Below are 22,032 nucleotides of genomic sequence, written 5' to 3'. Positions count from 1 at the left end.
CATGACGCGATATGTCTTCGTCACCGGTGGTGTGGTTTCGTCTCTAGGCAAGGGGATCGCAGCCGCATCCCTGGCGGCGGTGCTGGAGGCCCGGGGCCTGAAGGTCACCCTGCTCAAGCTCGACCCCTACATCAACGTCGACCCGGGCACCATGAGCCCCTTCCAGCACGGTGAGGTCTTTGTGACCGAAGACGGCGCCGAGACTGACCTGGACCTCGGCCACTACGAGCGCTTCACCCGCGCCACCATGCGCAAGAGCAACAACTTCACCACTGGCCGCGTGTACAATGCCGTGCTGCGCAAGGAGCGCCGCGGCGACTACCTGGGCGGCACGGTGCAGGTGATTCCCCACATCACCGATGAGATCAAGCGCCGGGTCATCCTCGGCGCCGGCGATGCCGATGTGGCCGTGGTGGAGATTGGCGGCACCGTGGGTGACATCGAGAGCCAGCCCTTCCTGGAGGCCATCCGCCAGCTGCGCATTGAAGTGGGTGCCAGCCGCGCCCTGCTGATGCACCTGACCCTGGTGCCCTACATTGCCACCGCCGGCGAAACCAAGACCAAACCCACCCAGCACTCGGTGAAGGAGCTGCGCTCCATCGGCCTGCAGCCGGATATCCTGCTGTGCCGCTCAGAGGTGGAAATCGACGACAGCGCGCGCAAGAAGATCGCCCTGTTCACCAATGTGGAAGAACGGGCGGTGATCGCCCTGCCGGACGCCGATTCCATCTACCGCATCCCCGGCATCCTGCACAAGGCGGGCCTGGACGACATCGTGGTGGAGCGCTTTGGCCTGACCGCCGACACGGCCGACCTGTCCGAGTGGGACGAAGTGCTGCGCCGGGAGTTTTCCGATACCCGCGGCAAGGTACGCATTGCCATGGTCGGCAAGTACATGGACCTGCTGGACGCCTACAAGTCCCTCAATGAAGCCCTCAAGCACGCCGGCCTGCAGACCCTGGCCGAGGTGGAGGTGGACTATATCGACGCCGAGGACATCGAGCGCGACGGCACCGGCGTGCTCGAAGGCGCCGACGCCATCCTGGTGCCCGGTGGCTTTGGCGACAGGGGCGTGGAAGGCAAGATCACTGCGGTGCGCTACGCCCGCGAGCACAAAGTACCCTTCCTTGGCATTTGCCTGGGCATGCATGTGGCGCTGATCGAGTACGCCCGTAATGTCTGTCACCTGGATGGTGCCCACTCCACCGAGATGCAGCCGGCCACCCCGCACCCCATTGTCGGCCTGATTACCGAGTGGCAGAACGTGGACGGGAGCACCGAGACCCGCGACGAAAATTCCGACCTCGGCGGCACCATGCGCCTGGGCGCCCAGCTGTGTCACCTGGAGCCCGGCTCCAAGGTGCGCGAAGTGTACGGCAGCGAATCGGTGATGGAGCGCCATCGCCACCGCTACGAAATCAACAACAACTACCTCCAGCAACTGCAGGACGCCGGCGTGCGCGTTGGCGGCTGGTCTGCCGACCGCTCCCTGGTGGAGATGATCGAACTGCCGGACCATCCCTGGTTTGTGGCCTGCCAGTTCCACCCGGAATTCACCTCCCGGCCCCGCGGCGGCCACCCGCTGTTTACCGGCTATGTGGAGGCCGCCCTGGCCCACGCGGCCGCCAAGGCCCCCAAGGCTTGACAAGACTGACCGCCCGGGCCCGGCCCGGGTCGATGGAGGAACCCACGCGGTGAGCACCGAAACCCTGACCCTTGGCGATATCAGCATCGCCAACCACGCCCCCTTCGTTTTGCTGGGGGGCATCAACGTGCTGGAGAGTCGGGAGCTGGCGCTGACCGCCGCCGAACACTACGTGGCAGTGTGCGAGAAGCTGGGTATTCCCTATGTGTTCAAGGCCTCCTTCGACAAGGCCAACCGCTCCTCCATTCACTCCTTCCGCGGCCCGGGCCTCGACGAGGGGCTGAAGATCCTGGCGGAAGTGAAGGCCACCTTTGGCGTGCCGGTCATTACCGATGTACACACCCCGGAACAGGCCGCCCCGGCGGCGGCGGTGTGCGACATCATCCAGCTACCGGCCTTTTTGGCGCGGCAGACCGACCTGGTGGCGGCCATGGCGGCCACCGGTGCCATCATCAACATCAAAAAGCCCCAGTTCCTGTCGCCGAGCCAGATGGCCAACGTGGCGGAAAAATTCCGCGAGTGCGGCAACGACCGCTTGATGCTGTGCGAGCGCGGTAGCAACTTCGGCTACGACAACCTGGTGGTGGACATGCTGGGCTTTGGCGTAATGAAGCAGACCTGTGGCAATGTGCCGCTGATCTTTGACGTGACCCACGCCCTGCAGTGCCGCGACCCGGGTGGCGCAGCCTCTGGCGGGCGCCGCAGCCAGGTGGTGGACTTGGCCCGTTCAGGCATGGCCACCGGCTTGGCCGGCCTGTTCCTGGAGGCCCACCCGGACCCGGGCAAGGCCCTGTGTGACGGCCCCAGCGCCCTGCCGCTGGATTTGCTGGAGCCCTTTCTGGCCCAGGTCAAGGCGGTGGATGACCTGGTCAAGAGCCTGCCACAACTGAGTATTTCCTGACCCTTCTTCTCACCAAAACGCGAACACGGAGCACAGCATGAGCAATATCGCCAACATCCAGGCTTTCGAGGTAATGGATTCCCGGGGCAACCCTACGGTCATGGCCGAGGTCACCCTTGAATCCGGCCATGTTGGCGCCGCCTGTGCGCCCTCCGGTGCCTCGACCGGCTCCCGCGAAGCGCTGGAGCTGCGCGACGGCGACAAGGCCCGCTACTTGGGCAAGGGCGTGCTGAATGCCGTGGCCAACGTCAACGGCCCGATTCGCGATTTGCTGCTGGGTAAGGACGCCACCGACCAGCGCGCCCTGGACGCCGCCATGATCGAGGCCGACGGCACCGACAACAAAGCCAAGTTCGGCGCCAATGCCATCCTGGCCGTGTCCCTGGCCGCCGCCAAGGCTGCCGCCAGTGCCAAGGGCGTGCCCCTGTACCAGCACATCGCCGACATCAACGGCACCACCGACTTCACCATGCCGGTGCCGATGATGAACATCCTGAACGGCGGCGAGCACGCCGACAACAACGTCGATATCCAGGAGTTCATGGTGCAGCCGGTGGCGGCGCCGACCTTCGCCGAGGCCCTGCGCGTGGGCGCCGAGATCTTCCACCAGCTGAAGAAAGTGCTGTCTGCCCGTGGCCTGAACACCGCAGTGGGCGACGAGGGCGGCTTTGCCCCCAACCTGCCCTCCAACGAAGCCGCGCTGGAAGTGATTGCCGAGGCGGTGAAGGCCGCCGGCTACGAGCTGGGCAAGGACGTGACCCTGGCCCTGGACTGCGCCGCCTCCGAATTCTACAAAGACGGTGTCTACGACCTGGCGGGGGAGGGCAAGCAGTTCTCCAGCGCCGAGTTTTGTGACTACCTGGCGGCGCTCGCTGACGCCCACCCCATCATCTCCATTGAGGACGGCCTGGACGAGTCCGACTGGGACGGCTGGAAACTGCTCACCGACAAGATCGGCAGCAAGGTGCAGCTGGTGGGTGACGACCTGTTCGTGACCAACACCAAAATCCTCAAGCAGGGCATTGAGCGCGGCGTGGGCAACTCCATCCTGATCAAGTTCAACCAGATCGGCAGCCTGTCCGAGACCCTGGATGCCATCACCATGGCCAAGGCCGCCGGCTACACCGCGGTGATCTCCCACCGCTCCGGTGAGACCGAAGACACCACCATTGCCGATCTCGCCGTGGCCACCAGCGCCGGGCAGATCAAGACCGGCTCCCTGTGCCGTTCCGACCGGGTTGCCAAATACAACCGCCTCCTGCGCATCGAAGCCGAACTGGGCGCCGCCGCGCCCTACCGCGGCCTGGCCGAATTCAAGGCCTAAGCGCGCCTCCGATGCGCTGGCTGCTCGCGGTTCTGGTTGTTCTGCTGCTGGTATTGCAATACCGGTTGTGGATCGCCGAGGGCAGCCTGGCGGAAAAACACCGGCTGCAGCAGCAGGTGGTGGAGCAAACCGCCATCAACGAGGAACTGCGCTCGCGCAATGCCGTGCTGGAGCGTGAAGTGCTGGAGCTGCAGAGCGGCAACCGCAGCGTTGAGCAGCGTGCCCGCGAGCAACTGGGGCTGATTCGCGAGGGCGAGGTGTTCTACCAGTTCGTAGAAGACAAAGACGCCCCAGCGGCCAGGCCCCAAAGGCCGGCGGCTCAGGCCGCCCAGCCGGAACAGGCTGCGCCGTCCAGCTCCCCGGGTGCACAAGCGCAGCAGGGCGCGGCAGCGAGCAGCGATTGAGCCCGCCCGCCCTTTACGCCGTTATTCCCGCCGCCGGTATTGGCCGGCGCATGGGCAGCGAGCTGCCCAAGCAGTACCTGCGGGCGGCCGGCGAACCCCTGCTGGCCCACAGCCTGCGGGCGCTGCTGAAGTGCGCCGCCATCCGCCGGGTGGTGGTGGCCCTGCACCCGCAGGACCAGTGGGCCGACGGGCTTACCGAACTGGCGGACCCGCGGGTGATGCGGGTGGATGGGGGCGCCGAACGGGTCGACTCGGTTATGGCCGGCCTCGATAGCTTGCAAAAAATTGCATATGAAGATGACTGGGTGCTGGTGCACGATGCCGCCCGCCCCTGCCTGTTAGCGAAAGACCTGCAGGCACTGATCGACAGAGTCAGTGCAGGCGCCGGGGGAGGAGGCATTCTTGCCCAGCCCGTGGTGGATACCCTAAAGCGCAGCGCCGATGGTCGGCGGGTGCAGGCCACTGTCGATCGCCAGCACTACTGGCGCGCCCAGACCCCGCAGATGTTTCGCCTGGGCGAACTGCGCGCTGCCCTGGCCGCCGCCCTGGCCGCCGGCGTGGCAGTGACCGACGAGGCCTCGGCCATGGAGTGGGCCGGCCATCCAGTCCAGCTGGTAGAGGGCAGCGCCGCCAACCTCAAGGTGACCGTTCCGGCGGATCTGGCCCTGGCCGAGTGGTATCTGCAGGCAACCCGCACATGACGTCCAGACACAGCAGCGAGAGAATGTGATGCGAATTGGCCACGGCTACGATGTCCACCGTTTTGGCCCCGGCGACCACGTGGTGCTGGGGGGCGAGCGCATTGCCTTCGAGCAGGGCCTGCTGGCCCACTCCGATGGCGATGTGCTGCTGCACGCCATCTGTGATGCCCTGCTGGGCGCCATTGGCGCCGGCGATATCGGCCGCCATTTTCCGGATACCGACCCGGCCTACGCCGGTGCCGACAGCCGCGCGCTGCTGCGCCAGGTGATGGAGCAGGTGGCCGCCGCCGGCTGGCAGCTCGGCAATCTCGACGCCACGGTGATTGCCCAGGCGCCGAAACTGGCGCCCCACATTGCCGCCATGCGCGCCAACATCGCCAGCGACCTCGGGGCCCGCGAGGGGCAAGTGAACGTGAAGGCCACCACCACCGAAGGGCTGGGTTTTGCCGGCCGCAGGGAGGGTATTGCCGCCCACGCGGTGGTGCTGCTGCAAGCGCAATGAGTGAGACCTGGCCCACCGCCGGCCCGGCGCCCAGCGTCCGCGGCCTGATCCGGCAATCGCCGGAGGATTTTATCGTCCGTGAGCAGCTCGGGTTTGAACCGGACGGCAGCGGCGAGCACGCCTTTTTGCACCTGGAAAAACGCGGCCTGAACACGTCGGACCTGGCCCAGCGCCTGTCGGAACGCTCCGGTGTGCCTCTCAAGGACATTGGCTTTAGCGGCATGAAGGACCGCCAGGCGGTCACCAGCCAGTGGTTCAGTGTGGGCCTGGCCGGGCGGGCCGAGCCGGACTGGGCTCAGCTGGAGGAGCGCGGCGATGTGCGCGTGCTGGAGGCCACTCGCCACGGCCGCAAACTGCGCCGCGGCGTACACCGGGCCAACCAGTTTGTGCTCACCCTGCGCCAGATCGAGGGCGACCGCGACGCACTGGAGACGCGGCTGGCCCAGGTGCAGCGCGAGGGGGTGCCCAACTATTTTGGCGAGCAGCGCTTTGGGCACGGGGGCAACACCCTGGCCCAGGCCCGGCAGTGGGTAGAGCGTCCCCGGCGCAAGCTGTCCCGTGCCCGCCGCAGCCTGTACCTGTCGGCCCTGCGCTCGCAGCTGTTCAACCGTCTGCTGGCACAGCGGGTGGAGGAGGGCAGCTGGAACACCGTGCTGCCGGGGGATGTGTGCAGCCTGCAGGGCACCCGCAGCCGCTTTGCCTGCGAGGTGGTGGATGACGACATTCGCGCCCGCGCGGCCGCGGGCGATGTACACCCGGCCCTGCCGTTGTGGGGGCGCGGCGCGCCCCTGCAGGGGGCGCAGCAGCTGGCCAGGCAGGCGATGATTCTGGCGCCAGAAAGCGCTGCCTGCGACTTTCTGGAAGCGGCCGGATTGAGCCTGGACTACCGCCCCGCGCGGGCCCTGCCGGATGACTTTTGCTGGCAGTTTTGTGATGATGGCAGCTTGCAGCTGGCGTTCAGCCTCGGGGCCGGGAGCTACGCCACCGCCGTGCTGGCGCAGATAATAGATTATTCAACAGGGGACTTTGCGTTTGGTGACGGCAGTGAGTAGCGTCGACCTCAACGGTATTGGCATGACTTCCCGGCGCACCCGGGAACGCCTGGTGCAGCGCCTGCGGGAGCAGGGCATTCGCGACCAGCAGGTGCTGGATGTGATGAGCACCACCCCGCGTCACCTGTTCCTCGACGAGGCCATGGCCCATCGGGCCTATGAAGATACCGCGCTGCCCATCGGTTACCAGCAGACCCTGTCCCAGCCCTATATTGTCGCCCGCATGACCGAACTGCTGCTGGCGGATGGCCCGCGCAGTAACGTGCTCGAAATCGGCACCGGGTCCGGCTACCAGACGGCGGTGCTGGCCCAACTGGTGGGGCAGGTGCACAGCGTGGAGCGCATCAAGCCCCTGCTGGACAAGGCCCGCCCGCGCATGCGCCAGCTCAAGCTACGCAATGTGCAGTTGCGCCACAGCGACGGCACCCTGGGCTGGGCCGACAAGGGCCCCTTTGACGGCATTCTCAGTGCCGCGGCGCCGGAGGAAATCCCCCGCGAGTTGCTGGCTCAACTGGCCCCCGGCGGCCGCCTGGTGATTCCCGTGGGCGGGCAGACCCAGCACTTGCAGGTGGTGTGCCGCCGCCCCGAGGGCTTTGTCACCGAAATTGTCGAAGCCGTGCGCTTCGTTCCCCTGCGCCCCGGCACGGAGCGTTAGCCCCTCGTGAACTGGCTTGCCATTTACCTTCGCGGCGTGCTGATGGGCGCCGCCGACATCGTGCCCGGCGTCTCCGGCGGCACCATCGCCTTCATTACAGGCATCTACGACCGCCTGCTGGGCGCCATTCGCGCCTTCGATCTGGCACTGGTGGAACTGCTGCTGAAAGGCCAGATCAAGGCCGCCTGGCGCCATGTGGACGGTGGCTTTGTGCTGGCTTTGGTGGCGGGCATCGCCACCAGCATTCTGTCGCTGGCGCGCCTGATCGCCTGGCTGCTGGTGACCCACCCGGTGCCCCTGTGGGCCTTTTTCTTTGGGCTTATTCTGGCCTCGGCCCTGGTGCTGTTGCGCCAGGTGGGCGTCTGGAACCCGGCCCGGCTGGCCTGCCTGCTGGTGGGCATCGCCTTTGCCCTGGCGGTTGCGCTGTCGCCGGTGCTGGGGCTGGAGAGCGCCGGCTTGCCGGCGGTGTTCGGTGCCGGCTTTATCGCCATCTGCGCCATGATCCTGCCGGGTATCTCCGGCAGTTTCATTCTGGTGCTGCTGGGCATGTACGCGGTGGTACTGAATGCGCTGAAAGCCTTCGACCTGCTGTTTATTGCGGTGTTTGGCGCCGGCGCCGCCTGCGGCCTGCTGTGTTTTTCGCGCCTGCTGCACTGGCTGCTCAGCCACCGCCGGCCCGGCACCCTGGCCCTGCTGACAGGCTTTCTGTTTGGCTCGTTGGCGGTGGTCTGGCCCTGGAAAGAAGCCCTGGACTGGGCCCCTGGCTCCCACGGCGAACTGCGTCCGGTGCAGCAGGTACCGGTATTGCCGGGGCGCTATCTGCAGCTCACCGGGGACGACCCCCAGCTCTGGCTGTGCCTGGCCCTGGCGCTGGCCGGCGGCCTGGCGGTATGGCTGATCGACACTCGCTGGAATCGGGCCTGAAACCGCGACGGAGTATCACCTGAGGCAAAGGAGGGGCCGTGTCAGACAAGCTGTACTGTTGCCTGCTCCTGTGCTGCCTTAGTGCCTGTGGCAGTGCGCCGCGGGCGCCCATAGAAGACCGCAACAGCCCCGCGGCGCGGCATAACCCGCCGGTGTATCGCTCATCCCAGGCGCCTGCGCCCGGCACCTACCGGGTGCAGCGGGGCGACACGCTGTATTCCATTGCCTGGCGCAATGGCATTGACTTCCGCGCGCTGGCGGCGGCCAATGGTATCGCCGCGCCCTATACCATCTATCCCGGCCAACTCTTGCAACTCAAGGCCGGCGCTGTGGCCGCCGCTCCAGCCCCAGCCCCGGCCTCTGCCTCGCGCAGCACGGCAAGTCGTTCAGTGCCCCCCGCCGGCAAAGCCCCGCCCCGGCCCCCTGTCACACAACCGTCACCGGCCTCCGGTAAAAAGGTGATTGCCGTCGATGCCTCGCCGCCTCCGGCCCCGTCGCCCCCGCAAAAGGCGGTTGGTGCCTGGCGCTGGCCGGCCAGTGGCCCCTTGGTACGGCGCTACTCCAGCACCGTGCACAAGGGCATCGACATCGGCGGCAACCGCGGCGAACCCGTGGTGGCGGTGGCCGATGGCGTGGTGGTGTACGCCGGGACGGGTATTGCAGGCTTTGGCGAACTGCTGATCGTCAAGCACAACGATACCTACCTCAGCGCCTATGGCCACAATGACCGGCTATTGGCTAAAGAAGGGCAGAGCGTGAAAAGCGGGCAGAAAATAGCCGAGAAAGGCAGCTCCGGCACGGATACGGTGAAGCTGCATTTTGAGATCCGACGCAACGGCAAACCGGTCGATCCGCTGCAGTTGCTGCCCCGCCATTAGAGCTAGCGATAATTAGGAAAGTCGCAGAGACATTCCAATTGGCATATTGTTGGCCAATAACAATTAGTAGCAGCTCGCTTGAACTGCCAGGGGAATTGGGAGTAACCTGAACGGCCGGCGAGAAATACTCTCAATCGTTCCATCGGATGATAAAAGAGGTATAGCCCATGGATGTGGAAGCGCCAAAGAAATGCTCGAAAAGGATTTCGAAAAAAAGCAGTACAGGGGGCAAGGGTAGAACACCTGAAACCAAGCGCGCAGGGGGTAACAGCGCCAAGGCCGAGCCCGGCATCAACGCCGGGGCCAGTTCGGCCATCAAGGTCAGGAAGTCCCAGGCTGACAAGGACAAACTGCGCAAAGGCAGCGACGAGGATGCGGCGTTCGAGCGCGCCAAGTCCAGCCGCGCGGTCGATAAATCCCTCGACCCGACCCAGCTTTATCTGAACGAGATTGGCTTTTCGCCACTGCTCACTGCCGACGAGGAAAAATACTTCGCCCGGCTGGTGCGCAAGGGTGATGCCGATGCCCGGCGCCGGATGATCGAAAGCAACCTGCGCCTGGTGGTGAAAATCTCCCGCCGCTACATCAACCGGGGCCTGACCCTGCTGGATTTGATCGAAGAGGGTAACCTCGGTTTGATCCGGGCCGTGGAGAAGTTCGACCCAGAGCGCGGCTTCCGCTTTTCCACCTATGCCACCTGGTGGATCCGGCAGACCATCGAGCGGGCCATCATGAACCAGACCCGCACCATTCGCCTGCCCATCCACGTGGTGAAGGAGCTCAACGTCTACCTGCGCGCTGCGCGCGAGCTGACCCAAAAGCTCGACCACGAGCCCAGCGCGGAAGAAATCGCCGACATGCTCGACAAGCCGCCGGAGGATGTAAAACGGCTGCTTGGGCTGAACGAGCGGGTCACCTCGGTCGACCTGCCGGTGGGGCAGGATTCCGACCGCACGGTGGTGGATACCATCGCCGACCTGCAGGTGTCCGACCCGTCCCAGCTGCTGCAGGAAGACGATATCAACGACAACATTGCTGTGTGGCTGGACGAGCTGAGCGAGAAGCAGCGGGAAGTGGTGTCACGTCGCTTTGGCCTGCGCGGCTACGAAAGCAGCACGCTGGAGGAAGTCGGCCGGGAAATCGGCCTCACCCGGGAGCGGGTGCGGCAGATTCAGGTGGAGGCGCTGCGCCGACTGCGGGTGATCATGGAAACCCAGGGCCTAACCGGGGATTCCCTGTTCAGCTGATTGCCGCCAGAACGAAAAACCCCGTCAGCAGGCGGGGTTTTTTGTGGGGCATTGCCGGGGCTGATCAGCGCTCAAGCAGCTCCAGCTTGTTGGGCTTGCCTTCCCACTCGGCGGCATCCGCCGGGGCGTCCTTCATCTCGGTGATGTTGGGCCACACCTCGGCCAGCTCGGCGTTCAGCTCCAAAAAGACCTGCTGGTCTTCGGGCAGCTCGTCCTCGGAGAAAATGGCGTCTACCGGGCATTCGGGTTCGCACAGGGCGCAGTCGATGCACTCATCCGGGTGGATAACCAGGAAGTTGGGGCCTTCGTAGAAGCAATCCACCGGACACACCTCGACACAGTCGGTGTGTTTGCACTTGATACACTGCTCGCCAACAACGAATGTCATGCCGTTTCTGCCTCTGCTTCCGTGGGGCCGGTGTTGAAAGGGCGGCCATTCTAACCGTTAAGCGACTGTAATTGAAGCCTTTTTATTGCTGGCGGGGGAGGGGGCATGGCCCCGGATGGCCGCCGTCAGTTGAGCAGTGACTTCAGCTGGTAGAGGGTGTCCAGCGCCTGGCGCGGGCTGAGTTCATCCACCTCCAGCGCCTCCAGAGCGGTGACTGCCGCATGGGGCTCGGCGCTGGCAAAAAGCTCGGTCTGGGCCGGCTGCGCCGCCGCTGGCAGGAGGTGCGCTGCGGCGCCGGCGGCCGAGGGCGTCGCGGCGCTGCCTTCCAGCTCCGCCAGCTTGTCTGCGGCGGCGGCCAGCACCGGTGCCGGAATGCCCGCCAGTTTGGCCACCTGCAGGCCAAAGCTGCGGTTGGCCGGGCCCTCCTGGATGTGGTGCAAGAACACCACATGATCCTGGTGCTCGGTGGCGTCCAGGTGAACGTTGGCCATGGTGGGGCACTGTTCTGGCAGGGCCGTCATCTCGAAGTAGTGGGTGGCGAACAGGGTAAAGGCGCGCACCCGCTGGGCCAGGGCCACCGCCGCCGCCCAGGCCAGGCTCAGGCCGTCGAAGGTGCTGGTGCCGCGGCCCACTTCGTCCATCAGCACCAGGCTGCGGGGGGTGGCGTTGTGCAGGATGTTGGCGGTTTCGGTCATCTCCACCATGAAGGTGGAGCGGCCCGAGGCCAGGTCGTCCGAGGAACCAATGCGGGTGAATATGCGATCCAGCGGCGCCATGCGGCAGGCGCTGGCGGGTACAAAGCTGCCGATGTGGGCCAGCAGCGCAATCACTGCGTTCTGGCGCATGTAGGTGGATTTACCGCCCATGTTGGGGCCGGTGATCAGCAGCATGCGGCGCTGGTCGTTGAGCAGGGTGTCGTTGGCGATGAAGGGCTCATCCAGCACCTGCTCCACCACCAGGTGGCGGCCGGCGCTGACTTCAAATACCTGCTCGTCGCAAAACTCGGGGGTGCACAGGTTGAGCTGGTCGGCGCGCTCGGCCAGGCAGGCCAGCACGTCGATTTCCGACACCGCGGCGGCGGTGTCCTGCAGGTCTGCCAGTTGTTCGTTGAGCTGCTCCAGCAGGTCGTCGTAGAGCGCCTTTTCCCGGGCCAGGGCCCGGCTCTTACTGGACAGGGCCTTGTCTTCAAAGGCCTTCAGCTCCGGGGTGATGAAGCGCTCGGCGTTCTTCAGGGTCTGGCGCCGCACATAGGCGTCGGGGGCCTGGCCGGACTGGGCGCGGCTGATCTCGATGTAATAGCCGTGCACCCGGTTGTAGCCCACCTTGAGGGTGGAAATGCCGGTGGCCTCGCGCTCGCGCTGTTCGATTTCCAGCAGGTAGTCGCCGGCGTTGCCGCTGATTTGGCGCAGCTCGTCCAGCTCCGCATCGTAGCCCTCGGCAATCACCCCGCCATCGCGAATCACCACCGGCGGGTTGTCGATGATGGCCCGCTGCAGCAGGTCCACCAGCGCCGGGTAGTCGCCGGCCTGCTGCGACAGCCGCGCCAGCAGTGGCGCTTCGCAGGCGCCCAGTTCGCTGCGCAGCCGGGGCAGGGCGGCGAGAGAGGCGCACAGGCGCGACAGGTCCCGCGGGCGGGCCGAGCGCAGCGCCACCCGGGACAGGATGCGCTCCATGTCGCCAATCGGCTTTAAGGCCTCGCGCAGTGTTTCAAAACGGTAGTTGTGGCACAGCTCGGCAATGGCCTGCTGGCGCTCGCGCAGCACCGACACATCGGTCAGCGGGCGGTGCAGCCAGCGGCGCAGCAGGCGGCTGCCCATGGCGGTAACGCCCTTGTCCAGCACCGACAGCAGGGTATTGCTGTCACCGCCTGAAAGGTTGATGTCGATCTCCAGGTTGCGCCGGGTGGCGGCGTCCATGATCACGCTTTCGGCGCGGCTTTCGTGGCTGATGGCGCGGATATGGGGCAGGCTGGAGCGCTGGGTGTCCTTGACGTACTGCAGCAGGCAGCCGGCGGCGCCGATGGCAAGGTCCAAATCGTCACAGCCAAAGCCCTTGAGGTCGTGGCTCTGGAACTGGGTGTTCAGGGCGCGGCGGGCGCTGTCCAGGTCGAACTCCCACTGCGGCTGGCTGCGCGCCCCACGGCGGCCGGTCACCACCGGCAGGTAAAGGCTCTCAATGTACAGCGTCTCCGCCGGGTTCAGGCGCTGCAACTCGCTGGCCAGGGCTTCCTCGCCGGTCACTTCCAGGGCCCGGAAGCGGCCGCTGGACAGGTCGAGGTAGGCAATGCCGAAGTGCTCGCTGCGGCTGTTGACCGCCAGCAGCAGGTTGTCCACCCGCTCCTGCAGCAGGGCCTCGTCGGACAGGGTGCCGGGTGTCACCACCCGCACCACCTTGCGCTCCACCGGCCCCTTGCTGGTGGCCGGGTCGCCGATCTGCTCGGCGATGGCCACCGATACGCCGGCGCGCACCAGGCGCCCCAGGTAATTCTCTGCCGCGTGGTAGGGCACCCCGGCCATGGGAATCGGCTCGCCGCCGGACTTGCCCCGGGCGGTCAGGGTAATGTCGAGAATGTCCGCCGCTTTCTTGGCGTCGTCGTAGAACAGTTCGTAGAAGTCCCCCATGCGGTAGAACACCAGGTCGTTGGGGTGTTCCGACTTGATGCCGAGGTATTGCTGCATCATCGGGGTGTGGCTAACAGGTTGATTCAACGGGACTACATCTCTATTGCGTGGTGGCCGGTTTGCGCCTGTGGCGAGGCACTATGATAAGGAATGTAACCGCCGTAGGACAGGGGCGCGGTCCCGGAGGCGGCTATCCTGGTCCATACTGTGCGCGGGCCAATTACCGATAGCCGCCATGAGTCAGCACATCAACCACACCATCGAAACCCTGTATCGCGAGCAGTCCCGCCGGGTGCTGGCCACCTTGCTGCGCCTGCTGCACGGCAACTTCGAACTGGCCGAGGAGGCCCTGCAGGATGCTTTTGCCGCGGCGCTCAAGCAATGGCCCGATCAGGGCGTGCCGGATAACCCCCGCGCCTGGCTGGTGTCCGCCGGGCGCTTCAAGGCCATCGACCAGCTGCGCAAGCGGGGGCGCCAGGATGTGGTGGCCGCGGAACTGGCCCGTGAACTGGATGCGCAGGATGATCAGCTGGATCTGGACGAGGACCGCTTCGGCGATGACCGCCTGCGGTTGATCTTCACCTGCTGCCACCCGGCCCTGTCCATGGAGGCGCGGCTGGCCCTGACCCTGCGGGAGGTGTGCGGCCTGACTACCGAAGCCATCGCCGCCGCCTTTCTGGTGCCGGTGCCCACCCTGGCCCAGCGCATCGTGCGCGCCAAGAACAAGATTCGCGATGCCGCCATTCCCTATGAAGTGCCCGAGGCCGATGCACTGGCCGAGCGGCTCGATGGCGTGCTGCAAACCATTTACCTGATGTTCAATGAAGGGTATTCCGCCTCCAGCGGCGAGCGCGTGCTGCAGGCAGAACTGTCGGCGGAAGCTATCCGCCTGGGGCGCCTGCTGCTTGCGCTGCTGCCGGCGGCGGAGGTGCGCGGCCTGCTGGCACTGATGCTGTTGCACGATGCGCGCCGCGCCGCCCGGGTGGATGACGACGGCGACCTGGTGCCGCTGGAAGAGCAGGATCGCAGCCTGTGGCACCGGGGCCAGATTGAGGAGGGCGCAGCTTTGGTGGTGGCGGCCCTGCAGGGCCAGCGCCCCGGCCCGTTCGGGCTGCAGGCCGCCATCGCCGCCCTGCACGCCGAGGCGCCCAGTGCCGATGCCACCGACTGGGCCGAAATTGCCGCGTTGTACACGCTGTTCCTGCAATTGCAGCCCTCGCCGGTGGTGGAGCTGAACCGGGCGGTGGCGGTGGCCATGCGCGACGGCCCCGCCGCGGGCCTGGCGCTGGTTGAGCAACTGGCGGCAAAGGGCGACCTCAAGGACTACCATCTGCTGCACGCGGCCCGCGCCGACCTGTACCGCCGGGCCGGGCAGGTGGCGCAGGCGCGCGAGGCCTATCGCAGCGCCATCGAACGCACCCGTCAGGCTCCGGAGCGGCGCTTTCTGCAAAAGCGCCTGGCAGCCTTGGGTGATTGATTCAGAAAAAACCGGCCGCGATGACAAATGGGTGTCGAAAGCACCGCCGGCCGGGCGACTAGGTACAAAACCTTCAACAGGAGAGAGCAACATGGCCAACAAACACGGTGAATTCATTTGGTACGAGCTGTGTACCACCGATGCTGACGGCGCCCAGCGCTTCTACAGTGACGTGCTCGGCTGGGAGATTGCCGACAGCCAGATGCCGGACATGGACTACCGCATTGTGCACGCCATTGACGGAGCCAGTGGCGCGCGCGAGCCCATCGGCGCCTTGATGCCGTTGACCGAGGAAATGACCGCCGCCGGCGCCCGGCCAGTGTGGCTTGGCTATATCGCCGTGGACGATGTGGATGCCAGCGTGGCCAGCATCAGCGCCCGTGGCGGCAGCGTGCACATGCCGCCCACCGACATCCCGGAGGTGGGGCGTATTGCCATGGTCACCGACCCCCAGGGCACGCCCTTCTACCTGATGAAGGGTATTCACGACACCTCCAGCCTGGCCTTTGCCTACGACCAGCCACGGCTGGGCCACTGTGCCTGGAACGAACTGATGACCAGCGACCCGGAGGCCGCCAAGGCCTTTTATTTTGACGAATTCGGCTGGACCAAGGACGGCGAGATGCCCATCGGCCCGTTGGGCATGTACGAGTTTATTCGCCACAACGGGTTGATAGGCGCCATCATGCGCAAGCCCGACGAAGCGCCCGCGCCGCTGTGGAACTACTACTTCCGCGTTGCCGACATCGACGCCGCCATTGCCACCATTGGCGCCAGTGGCGGCAGCGTACTGCAGGGCCCCGATGAAATTCCCGGCGGGGAGTTCACCATCATCGGCCTGGACCCACAGGGCGCCCCCTTTGCCCTGGTTGGCGCCCGCAAAGCCTGAGGAGCGAACGATGAAATACCTGTGCCTGGTTTATTACGACGAACAGAAAATGGCGGAATTGTCCCAGGCCGAGTGGGATGCCTTGAACCGCGAATGCATGGACTGCGTGGGCGGCCTGCAGGCAAGCGGCCACTTTCTGGAAGGGGCGCCCCTGCTGTCCACCGACACTGCAACCACACTGCGGGTGCGCGACAGCAAGGCCGTGGTCACCGATGGCCCCTTCGCCGAAACCAAGGAGCAGCTGGCGGGCTTTTACATGCTGGAGGCGCGAGATATGAACGAGGCCATTCGTCTGGCGGAGAAAATCCCGCCGGCACGCTACGGCTGTGTGGAAATCCGCCCGGTACGGGACCTGATGGCCGATGGCAACCTGCGCTGACGGCTGCTAACGCCAGCTCAAGATTGCAGCTTGACCTCAAGCTAAGATGAGGTTCTACACTGCGGCGCACTGTCCATGAACAACAGGAGCCAAAGTGATGCGCCAGATTCAACCTGACCTGTGGGAAGCGGCCACCGAAAGTCCTTTCCCTGGATTGACCACCCACGCCTACCTGCTGCGGCGCGAACAGGGCAATGTGCTGTTCTATGCCACCGCAAACAGCGACGAACTGGCCGCCATGGCGGATTTGGGCGGCGTGGCCTACCACTTCCTCAGCCACCGTGACGAATTCGGCGACAGCCTGGCCGAGGTGCGCGAACGCTACGGCGCCCAACTGGGCTGCCATCGGCTGGAGCAGGACGATTGCGCCCGGTACTGCCTGCCCGACAGACTGTTCGGCGAACGCGCGCTTCTGCTGGATGATGTTGAAGTGATTCCCACCCCGGGCCATTCCCCGGGCAGCGTCTGTTTTGTGGCGCGCGGCCACGGCAACAGGCGCTACCTGTTTACAGGCGATACGTTGTACTGCGCCGGCCCCGGGCGCTGGCGCGCTGGCTACATTCCAGGGCACAGCACCCGCGACGACGCTCTTGGCATGATCAGCAGCCTGGCGGTGATCCGCGAACTGGCGCCCGACCTGGTGATTTCCAGCGCCTTTTCGGGGGATACTGGCTACCAGGCGATGGCGCCGGGTGACTGGCCCGGCTATGTCGATGAGGCGCTGGCAGGCCTGCAGGCGGTGCTGGACGCCGATTGACGCCAGATGGAGCAAAGCATAGATGCAGACGCACAGGGAGCAATAACCATGAAGCGATTTCGGTTACAGGCACAGTTGTTCAAGGCACTGGCATCTAAGGCGCTGGCATTAAAAGCATTGGCATTAAAGTCATCGCCGCGCGTGTTGGCACTGACCCTGCCGGCGATCCTTGCCGGGTGCGGCACGCTGAACACCGCACCCAAAAGCAACGCCGACATCGGCCGGCAACTGGCGGGCAATGGCAGCTATTGCTCCTCGGTACCGAGGGTTTACAGCGGTGTGGCTTACGACCTCTGCCTGCTGAATGCCGAAGAGCGCTACCTCACCAGCAACACCTTCTTGCAGTACGGCATTCTCGCCGACCTGCTTGTTCTGTCCCCCGTTGCCGACACCGTGCTGCTGCCGGTCACCATCATGCAGCAGGCGAAGGTGGGCTCGGCCCCGGTAAACTGAGGGCACTGGTTCTGCGGGCAGGTGCAGTTGCCCGAAGCTGCCGCCAGAAGCTGCCTCAGCTGTGCTCAGGCATCAGGCCGCACGCCCTCCTGGTCAACAAAATGCCCGTACTGGCGCAGGGCGGGCAGCAGCGTGTTGTCGGCATAGGGGCAGCCGGTCGCCAGCGGGTCGGCTTGGCGGGATTTACCGGGTTGCCCGGGCGGGTGCCCCAGGCCGCGCTGCAGCTGACGCAACAGGGGTGCATAACCCGGCCGCCACGCCGTGAGGGACGGCAGGCTCTGGCGCAGGGCCTTGAGAATGCCGAGGCCAGCAAAGTCCAGATCGCCCCAGAAATAGACCGGCAGGCTGTCGCTTAGCCACCGCTGGTGGAAACGATCCGCATGGCTGCCGGGTAAAAATGCAAAGCGGGTGTGGCGGCTGCCGAGGCGCTCGGCACTGGCGCGAAAGCCACCGCTGTACAGCAGGGCATGGCCGGGCGGCGGTGCATCCGACAGGCGCAGAAAGCTGTCCTGGTTCTCAACTATTAGTAATTGTTCAAAGCCCTCCGGTGCAAAGGCCATCAGCAGCAGTGGCCGGGGCAGGATGGCCGCGGCCTGCTCGCCATAGAGCTTGTGCAGCAAGTCCTGCCGCTGGTCGAGAAACTTGGAGTCGCCCCGGAAGCAGCGCGCGGCAATCTCCCGCAGGGTCAGTGTGCCGTCGAGGGCCGTGCCAACGGCGGCGAAGCCGGCAATGAGTGCCGCAGGGTCATAGTCGGGATGGATCTGGCGCAGGGCCAGCAAGCTGGCGCCACCGTCGGCAAAGTGCGCATGATGCCTGGCGAGCGCCTGCTCCCAGGCCTGTTGCAGCGGGTCGATACGCGGTCGGTCCAGCCACTCGCGCAGCAGGTTTTCGGCATCCGGGTTCAAGCGCAACTGGGCATTCTGGTAGGGCTGATCAAAGGCGGCGACGTGGCGATCGAGCTGCAGGGTGAAGACCGGGTATTCGTCGACGAGTTTTTCGATCAACTGCCAGCGATAGTCGTTGTCCTCATCCTCACCAGAGCGAAAAAGCGCGGGTAGGGTGCCTGGCCTGACCCGCAGGGTGACGTCGCGTTGGCGCGGCTTCTCCAGCCGGGTGAGCAAATCATCCAGCAATTTGCGCAGCCAGGGTTCCTCGGCCAGCCAGCCCGGCGCCGCCACGCGCTACACCTCTTCCATAAAATCCAGTGCCCCCTGCTGGCGGATCACCCGCCGGTGCTGGGCCCACAGTTCCGCCACGCGCTCTTGGTTCAGTTGCTGGCGGTCCACCAGCACGCGGGTATTCAGCTCGCCCACGGGCTGGGGGCTTGGCACTTTGCTGAACACGAACTGGTTGCTGACCAGATCGATGAAGGGGCCGGCCTTGGAGGTGGGCATGATGAAAATGAGCTGCAGGCCCAGGGTCTGGGTGAGGTAGCCGATCACTTCCCGCGAGCGGGTTTCGTCCATGTGCATGAAGGCTTCGTCGACAATCACCATGCGCAGGTGGCTGTCGCCCTCGCTGAAGCGGAAGGCGCTGGTGATGGCGGCGGCGCGGATGATGTAGGCGGGGGTTTCCAGCTGCCCGCCGGAGCCGGTGCCGTACTGGCTGAGGCGAATGGGCGCTTTGTTTTCCGGGTGTTTGAGGATGTCGTAGCGGCGGTATTTACGGTAGTCGCTGATGCGCTCAAGTTCGCGCAGGGCCTGCTGCTCGTCGCCATCCAGTAGCAGGGCGAGCAGGCGGTCGCGCACGGCGCTGGCTTTGTCGGACAGGCTGGCGTCGAACAGGCTGCTGCCATCGCCCAGGTTGGGAATATCGATGATTTCGCGGAAAAAGTCCCAGTATTCCTTGTACTCCGGCAGCCAGCTCCAATCGAAGGCGAAGCGTTCGCGGTCGGCGCCAAAACGGTGGTGCTCCAGCTCTTTGTTGAGGCTTTTCAGGGTGCGCTCGCCGTCGCGAATGGCCTGGTGGATTTCGTGGCAGAGGTCGCTGACGAAGGTGGTGTTGAAGGTGTCCCGCAGGGTGGCGAGCTGTTCCTGTTTTTCCAGCAGCACGTTGTTACGCAGGCGGTTGTGCAGGTTGTCGAGCTGCTGTTGCAGGCCGCGCACGTGGCCAAAGAAGGGGGCGCTGTGCAGGGCTTCGGCGCTGTCCAGCAGCACCTGGTCGGCGGGCTGCCCCTGGGCGTTGTAGCTGCGCACGGTTTGCTCCAGCGCCACGGCCTGCTGGGTGAGGGTGTCGCTGAGCTGGCGCTCTTCGCTGGCAAAGTCGATGTCTTCGTGGCTGGCGGCCAGGCGCTGTTCCATGGCATCGATGCGCGGCTGCACATCCAGCCCCGGCCAGTGGCGCTCGCCCGCCAGCAGGGCTGCCTCGGCATCGTCCCGGGCCTGCTCCAGCGCTTCGCTGCGATCGGCAAAATCGCGCAGGCGTTTTTCGGCGATTTTCAGCTGTTCTTCAAACTGCCCGCTGCGGCTGTCCTGGTCGCGCTGTTCCTGCTCCAGCGCCGCGTAGCGCTGTTCGGCCATCTCGCGCTCCTGCTCCAGGTCGCGGTGGGCGCTGAGGTCCAGGCTTTGCAGGGCGCGTTCCAGTTCGCGCAGCTGGCGCTGATGGTCGAGCAGGTTGCCCACGGTTTCCACCCACTGCAGGGGGCGAAAGCGACCGACCTGCTGCTGCAGCTGCTTTACCGCCTGGTAGGCATCGGTGGCCTTCTGGTAGTGGGTCTGTACCTGCTCCAGGGCCTGCTGCTGGGCGCGCAGGTTGCGTTCGCGGGCGGCTTCGCCGAACACCAGTTCGCTGTCGTCCATGTCGCAGCGGAACAGGGCGTAGTTGCCGGATGCCAGGCCATCGGCGGTGATGCCGCGGCGGGTCAGGCGCAGGGTGTCGGCATCGGGCACCCGCTGTACGCTGCCGTAGGACGCCTTGAGGTAGTGCTCCGCAATGCGGTGGGAGAAGCGCAGCACGTGGAAGATGGAGTCCTCCGCCAGGGACTGCCGCTCGGCATCGCGGCGGGCCTGTTCGCCCTGGATGACCCGCGCCCGGTTGCGGCGGCTGCCGGCCAGCCGGCGCACAATGCGGATGGCCTCGGCCTCGTAGTCGGGCTCCACCAGAATGCCGAAGCGGGCGCCGCCCAGGTAGCCTTCGATGGCCATCTGCCATTGCGGGTCGCTCACGTCCACGTGGTCGCACAGTACCCGTGGGTCGGCCTGCGGGCACTGTTGGCGAATGGCGGCCAAGGCGTCTGAGACATCCCGTGGGTAGCTGACCCGGTGCGCCCTGAGGGTGCTGATTTGCTGTTCGATGCGCTGCTGTTCCTGTTCGGCGGCGCGCATCTCCCGCTCGCGCTCTGCCACCAGCCGGTCCAGCCGCTGGGCCAGACTCAGGCGGTCGCTGTCGGCCTGCTCGTCCTCGCTGCCGTGCAGGATGGCGGCGAGCTGGTTGTGCAGGGGTTGTTCGCTGCGGCTCTCGTCAAGGCCGGCTTCCAGCGGGCTGAGGTCAATCCAGTCACGGGCCAGCAGCTGGTTGAGGTCTGGCAGGCTGTGGTCGGCGCGCCCCAGCAGCGCCTTGGTGCCATCGCGCCAACCGCGTCCGGCCAGCTCCGGCAGGGCCAGCGCCAGGCTGTGGCGATTGAGCAGGTCGCGGATGTTCTGCAGGGCGCTCAGGTTGGTGTTGCGCTGCTGATCCTGCTCCAGCAGGGGGCGCGCGCCGGCGTGCAACTGGGCGGTGATCTGCTGGTGTTTGTCTTCCAGCTCGGCCTTGGTGCGCAGGGCGGGCACGCCCTGGATGCGCGCTTCCAGCGCCACCAGTTCCCGGTGTACCTGCTGCAGGCGCTTGTGGGTTTCGGCCCGCTCGCTGGCCAGGGCCTTTTGCTGCTGGCGCAGTTGCAGTTGCTGGTCCTGCTCGCTCACCAGCAGTTTCTGGTTGCGCTGTTGCTGCTGGGCGGCGGCGCCGTAGGCCACCGCCTGGTGCTGCAGCCAGCTTTCCAGGTAGTCGTCGGCCCTGTTGCGGGCCTGCGCCAGCAGCTCCACGCTGTCGCGCAGCTGGCGCGCCTCGGCCTCCATGCCGTGCACGGTGCGCAGCAGGTCGCGGATGCGGCGGATGGTGTCGCCAAGCTCCCGGGCCTCCAGCACTTCGCCGGCCACAAACTGGTCGATGGAATCCACCGGTTTGTAGGCCATGAAGCGGGCAAAGGTGCGCGCGGCGTTGCTGCCTTCGCGCTGGGATACGGCGTCGCGCTTGCCGCGCAGGGCGCCGTACAGGCGGGCGAGGTAGGCGCCCTTGCGCTCGTAGGTTTCCACGGCTTTTTTGCCGAATTCCTGGCGCAGCAGGTTGGGCAGCTCGGTGACCGGCACCACGTGGTCGCCATCCGGGTAGCTGCGCACGAAGTGCGATTTCAGCAGCATCTCCCCCGGTACAATCATCAGCAGCAGCTCGTCCTGCCGCGCCTGGGCGCTGGCGCCGGCCCTGTCCAGGTGGGCGCGCACGCCGATCACCGCGGTGAAGGGTTCGGCGGTTTCGCCCTTGGTGGGGTGGAACACGCCGGCAATGTAGCCGTCGCAGTCCCAGGGGCGGGCGAAGGCGCCGTCGTCGCAACCGAGTATGTAGGAGGCGAGGGTGCGCACCTGTTTGCCGCCGCGGCCGCGCTGGGTGGTTTCGTCCTGGCCGGGGTTGAAGGTAAAGAGGTTGTCCCGGGCCGCTGTCATCAGGGTTTGCAGGGCGTCGGCGGCGGTGGTTTTGCCGGAGCCGTTGCCGCCGGAGAACAGGTTCACCGGGCCAAATTCCAGCGCTTGCGGCGGCAGGTTGCCCCAGTTCACGGTGATGGCGCGTTTCAGGTACATGGGTGG

Annotated in this window: 20 protein-coding genes; 16 read left to right on the top strand and 4 right to left on the bottom strand. The window is 65.7% G+C overall.

Going from position 1 to position 22,032, the window contains the following annotated elements; genetic code table 11:
* Position 1: 1 nt before the first annotated feature.
* From DDZ17_RS03810 to rpoS, 11 genes are all read left to right on the top strand, one after another.
* Positions 2-1,645 (top strand): CTP synthase, encoded by a 1,644-nt coding sequence (locus tag DDZ17_RS03810; protein WP_116364589.1) that lies wholly within the window; start codon positions 2-4, stop codon positions 1,643-1,645.
* A 49-nt stretch (positions 1,646-1,694) separates the two neighbouring features.
* Positions 1,695-2,546 (top strand): 3-deoxy-8-phosphooctulonate synthase, encoded by an 852-nt coding sequence (gene kdsA, locus DDZ17_RS03805; RefSeq protein ID WP_116364588.1) that lies wholly within the window; start codon positions 1,695-1,697, stop codon positions 2,544-2,546.
* Between the two features lie 37 nt (positions 2,547-2,583).
* Positions 2,584-3,870: a phosphopyruvate hydratase gene (eno, locus tag DDZ17_RS03800; protein ID WP_116364587.1), complete on the top strand. Its 1,287-nt coding sequence runs from the start codon at positions 2,584-2,586 to the stop codon at positions 3,868-3,870.
* Between the two features lie 11 nt (positions 3,871-3,881).
* On the top strand, positions 3,882-4,274 hold the full coding sequence (ftsB, locus tag DDZ17_RS03795; protein ID WP_116364586.1) for a cell division protein FtsB: 393 nt from the start codon (positions 3,882-3,884) through the stop codon (positions 4,272-4,274).
* The gene (gene ispD, locus DDZ17_RS03790) at positions 4,271-4,975 is read left to right on the top strand and encodes a 2-C-methyl-D-erythritol 4-phosphate cytidylyltransferase (RefSeq protein ID WP_116364585.1); all 705 of its coding nucleotides are present in this window, start codon (positions 4,271-4,273) and stop codon (positions 4,973-4,975) included. Before ftsB ends, ispD begins: the two co-directional genes overlap by 4 nt.
* 28 nt (positions 4,976-5,003) lie before the next feature.
* Positions 5,004-5,477 (top strand): 2-C-methyl-D-erythritol 2,4-cyclodiphosphate synthase, encoded by a 474-nt coding sequence (gene ispF, locus DDZ17_RS03785; protein ID WP_116364584.1) that lies wholly within the window; start codon positions 5,004-5,006, stop codon positions 5,475-5,477.
* On the top strand, positions 5,474-6,529 hold the full coding sequence (truD, locus tag DDZ17_RS03780) for a tRNA pseudouridine(13) synthase TruD (protein WP_116364583.1): 1,056 nt from the start codon (positions 5,474-5,476) through the stop codon (positions 6,527-6,529). Before ispF ends, truD begins: the two co-directional genes overlap by 4 nt.
* Positions 6,522-7,184 carry a protein-L-isoaspartate(D-aspartate) O-methyltransferase gene (locus DDZ17_RS03775; protein ID WP_241505775.1) on the top strand — a complete coding sequence of 221 codons (663 nt, stop codon included), beginning with the start codon at positions 6,522-6,524 and terminating at the stop codon, positions 7,182-7,184. The genes truD and DDZ17_RS03775 overlap by 8 nt, the downstream gene beginning before the upstream one ends.
* A gap of 6 nt (positions 7,185-7,190) precedes the next feature.
* Entirely contained in the window at positions 7,191-8,108 is a 918-nt protein-coding gene (locus tag DDZ17_RS03770) for a DUF368 domain-containing protein (RefSeq protein ID WP_206613426.1), read from the top strand.
* Between the two features lie 38 nt (positions 8,109-8,146).
* Complete coding sequence (locus DDZ17_RS03765) at positions 8,147-8,986, top strand: peptidoglycan DD-metalloendopeptidase family protein (RefSeq protein WP_206613425.1); 840 nt, start codon at positions 8,147-8,149, stop codon at positions 8,984-8,986.
* A 167-nt stretch (positions 8,987-9,153) separates the two neighbouring features.
* A complete protein-coding gene (rpoS, locus tag DDZ17_RS03760; RefSeq protein WP_241505774.1) occupies positions 9,154-10,233 on the top strand; it encodes an RNA polymerase sigma factor RpoS in 1,080 nt (359 codons plus the stop codon).
* Between the two features lie 64 nt (positions 10,234-10,297).
* Here the strand turns inward: rpoS and fdxA are convergent, their stop codons facing one another.
* The gene (fdxA, locus tag DDZ17_RS03755; RefSeq protein ID WP_116364582.1) at positions 10,298-10,621 is read right to left on the bottom strand and encodes a ferredoxin FdxA; all 324 of its coding nucleotides are present in this window, start codon (positions 10,619-10,621) and stop codon (positions 10,298-10,300) included.
* A gap of 125 nt (positions 10,622-10,746) precedes the next feature.
* Positions 10,747-13,302, bottom strand: coding sequence for a DNA mismatch repair protein MutS (mutS, locus tag DDZ17_RS03750; RefSeq protein WP_116364581.1), 2,556 nt, complete (start codon positions 13,300-13,302; stop codon positions 10,747-10,749).
* 175 nt (positions 13,303-13,477) lie between these two features.
* Here mutS and DDZ17_RS03745 point away from each other — a divergent pair, with 175 nt between their 5' ends.
* The 5 genes from DDZ17_RS03745 (at position 13,478) to DDZ17_RS03725 (ending at position 17,197) form a co-directional block, all read left to right on the top strand.
* Complete coding sequence (locus tag DDZ17_RS03745) at positions 13,478-14,719, top strand: RNA polymerase sigma factor (RefSeq protein ID WP_116364580.1); 1,242 nt, start codon at positions 13,478-13,480, stop codon at positions 14,717-14,719.
* 91 nt (positions 14,720-14,810) lie between these two features.
* Complete coding sequence (locus tag DDZ17_RS03740; RefSeq protein WP_116364579.1) at positions 14,811-15,608, top strand: VOC family protein; 798 nt, start codon at positions 14,811-14,813, stop codon at positions 15,606-15,608.
* 10 nt (positions 15,609-15,618) lie between these two features.
* A complete protein-coding gene (locus DDZ17_RS03735) occupies positions 15,619-15,987 on the top strand; it encodes a YciI family protein (protein ID WP_116364578.1) in 369 nt (122 codons plus the stop codon).
* A 97-nt stretch (positions 15,988-16,084) separates the two neighbouring features.
* Positions 16,085-16,744 (top strand): MBL fold metallo-hydrolase, encoded by a 660-nt coding sequence (locus DDZ17_RS03730; RefSeq protein ID WP_116364577.1) that lies wholly within the window; start codon positions 16,085-16,087, stop codon positions 16,742-16,744.
* Between the two features lie 48 nt (positions 16,745-16,792).
* A complete protein-coding gene (locus DDZ17_RS03725) occupies positions 16,793-17,197 on the top strand; it encodes a YceK/YidQ family lipoprotein (protein WP_157976424.1) in 405 nt (134 codons plus the stop codon).
* Between the two features lie 65 nt (positions 17,198-17,262).
* Here the strand turns inward: DDZ17_RS03725 and DDZ17_RS03720 are convergent, their stop codons facing one another.
* Positions 17,263-18,375 (bottom strand): Wadjet anti-phage system protein JetD domain-containing protein, encoded by a 1,113-nt coding sequence (locus DDZ17_RS03720; protein ID WP_116364575.1) that lies wholly within the window; start codon positions 18,373-18,375, stop codon positions 17,263-17,265.
* A 3-nt stretch (positions 18,376-18,378) separates the two neighbouring features.
* A complete protein-coding gene (locus DDZ17_RS03715; protein ID WP_116364574.1) occupies positions 18,379-22,026 on the bottom strand; it encodes an ATP-binding protein in 3,648 nt (1,215 codons plus the stop codon).
* Between the last annotated feature and the right edge of the window lie 6 nt (positions 22,027-22,032).

It is taken from the genome of Parahaliea mediterranea, from assembly GCF_003402235.1.
GTDB classification, from domain to species: Bacteria; Pseudomonadota; Gammaproteobacteria; order Pseudomonadales; family Halieaceae; genus Parahaliea; species Parahaliea mediterranea.
This window is presented reverse-complemented; position numbering and strand designations above follow the sequence as displayed.

Coding starts and splice junctions, on each gene's coding strand:
- DDZ17_RS03745 (WP_116364580.1), top strand. CDS start 13,478: ATGAGTCAGCACATCAACCACACCATCGAAACCCTGTATCGCGAGCAG.
- DDZ17_RS03740 (WP_116364579.1), top strand. CDS start 14,811: ATGGCCAACAAACACGGTGAATTCATTTGGTACGAGCTGTGTACCACC.
- DDZ17_RS03730 (WP_116364577.1), top strand. CDS start 16,085: ATGCGCCAGATTCAACCTGACCTGTGGGAAGCGGCCACCGAAAGTCCT.
- DDZ17_RS03735 (WP_116364578.1), top strand. CDS start 15,619: ATGAAATACCTGTGCCTGGTTTATTACGACGAACAGAAAATGGCGGAA.
- ftsB (WP_116364586.1), top strand. CDS start 3,882: ATGCGCTGGCTGCTCGCGGTTCTGGTTGTTCTGCTGCTGGTATTGCAA.
- DDZ17_RS03715 (WP_116364574.1), bottom strand. CDS start 22,026: ATGTACCTGAAACGCGCCATCACCGTGAACTGGGGCAACCTGCCGCCG.
- fdxA (WP_116364582.1), bottom strand. CDS start 10,621: ATGACATTCGTTGTTGGCGAGCAGTGTATCAAGTGCAAACACACCGAC.
- DDZ17_RS03810 (WP_116364589.1), top strand. CDS start 2: ATGACGCGATATGTCTTCGTCACCGGTGGTGTGGTTTCGTCTCTAGGC.
- rpoS (WP_241505774.1), top strand. CDS start 9,154: ATGGATGTGGAAGCGCCAAAGAAATGCTCGAAAAGGATTTCGAAAAAA.
- truD (WP_116364583.1), top strand. CDS start 5,474: ATGAGTGAGACCTGGCCCACCGCCGGCCCGGCGCCCAGCGTCCGCGGC.
- mutS (WP_116364581.1), bottom strand. CDS start 13,302: ATGATGCAGCAATACCTCGGCATCAAGTCGGAACACCCCAACGACCTG.
- DDZ17_RS03725 (WP_157976424.1), top strand. CDS start 16,793: ATGAAGCGATTTCGGTTACAGGCACAGTTGTTCAAGGCACTGGCATCT.
- ispF (WP_116364584.1), top strand. CDS start 5,004: ATGCGAATTGGCCACGGCTACGATGTCCACCGTTTTGGCCCCGGCGAC.
- eno (WP_116364587.1), top strand. CDS start 2,584: ATGAGCAATATCGCCAACATCCAGGCTTTCGAGGTAATGGATTCCCGG.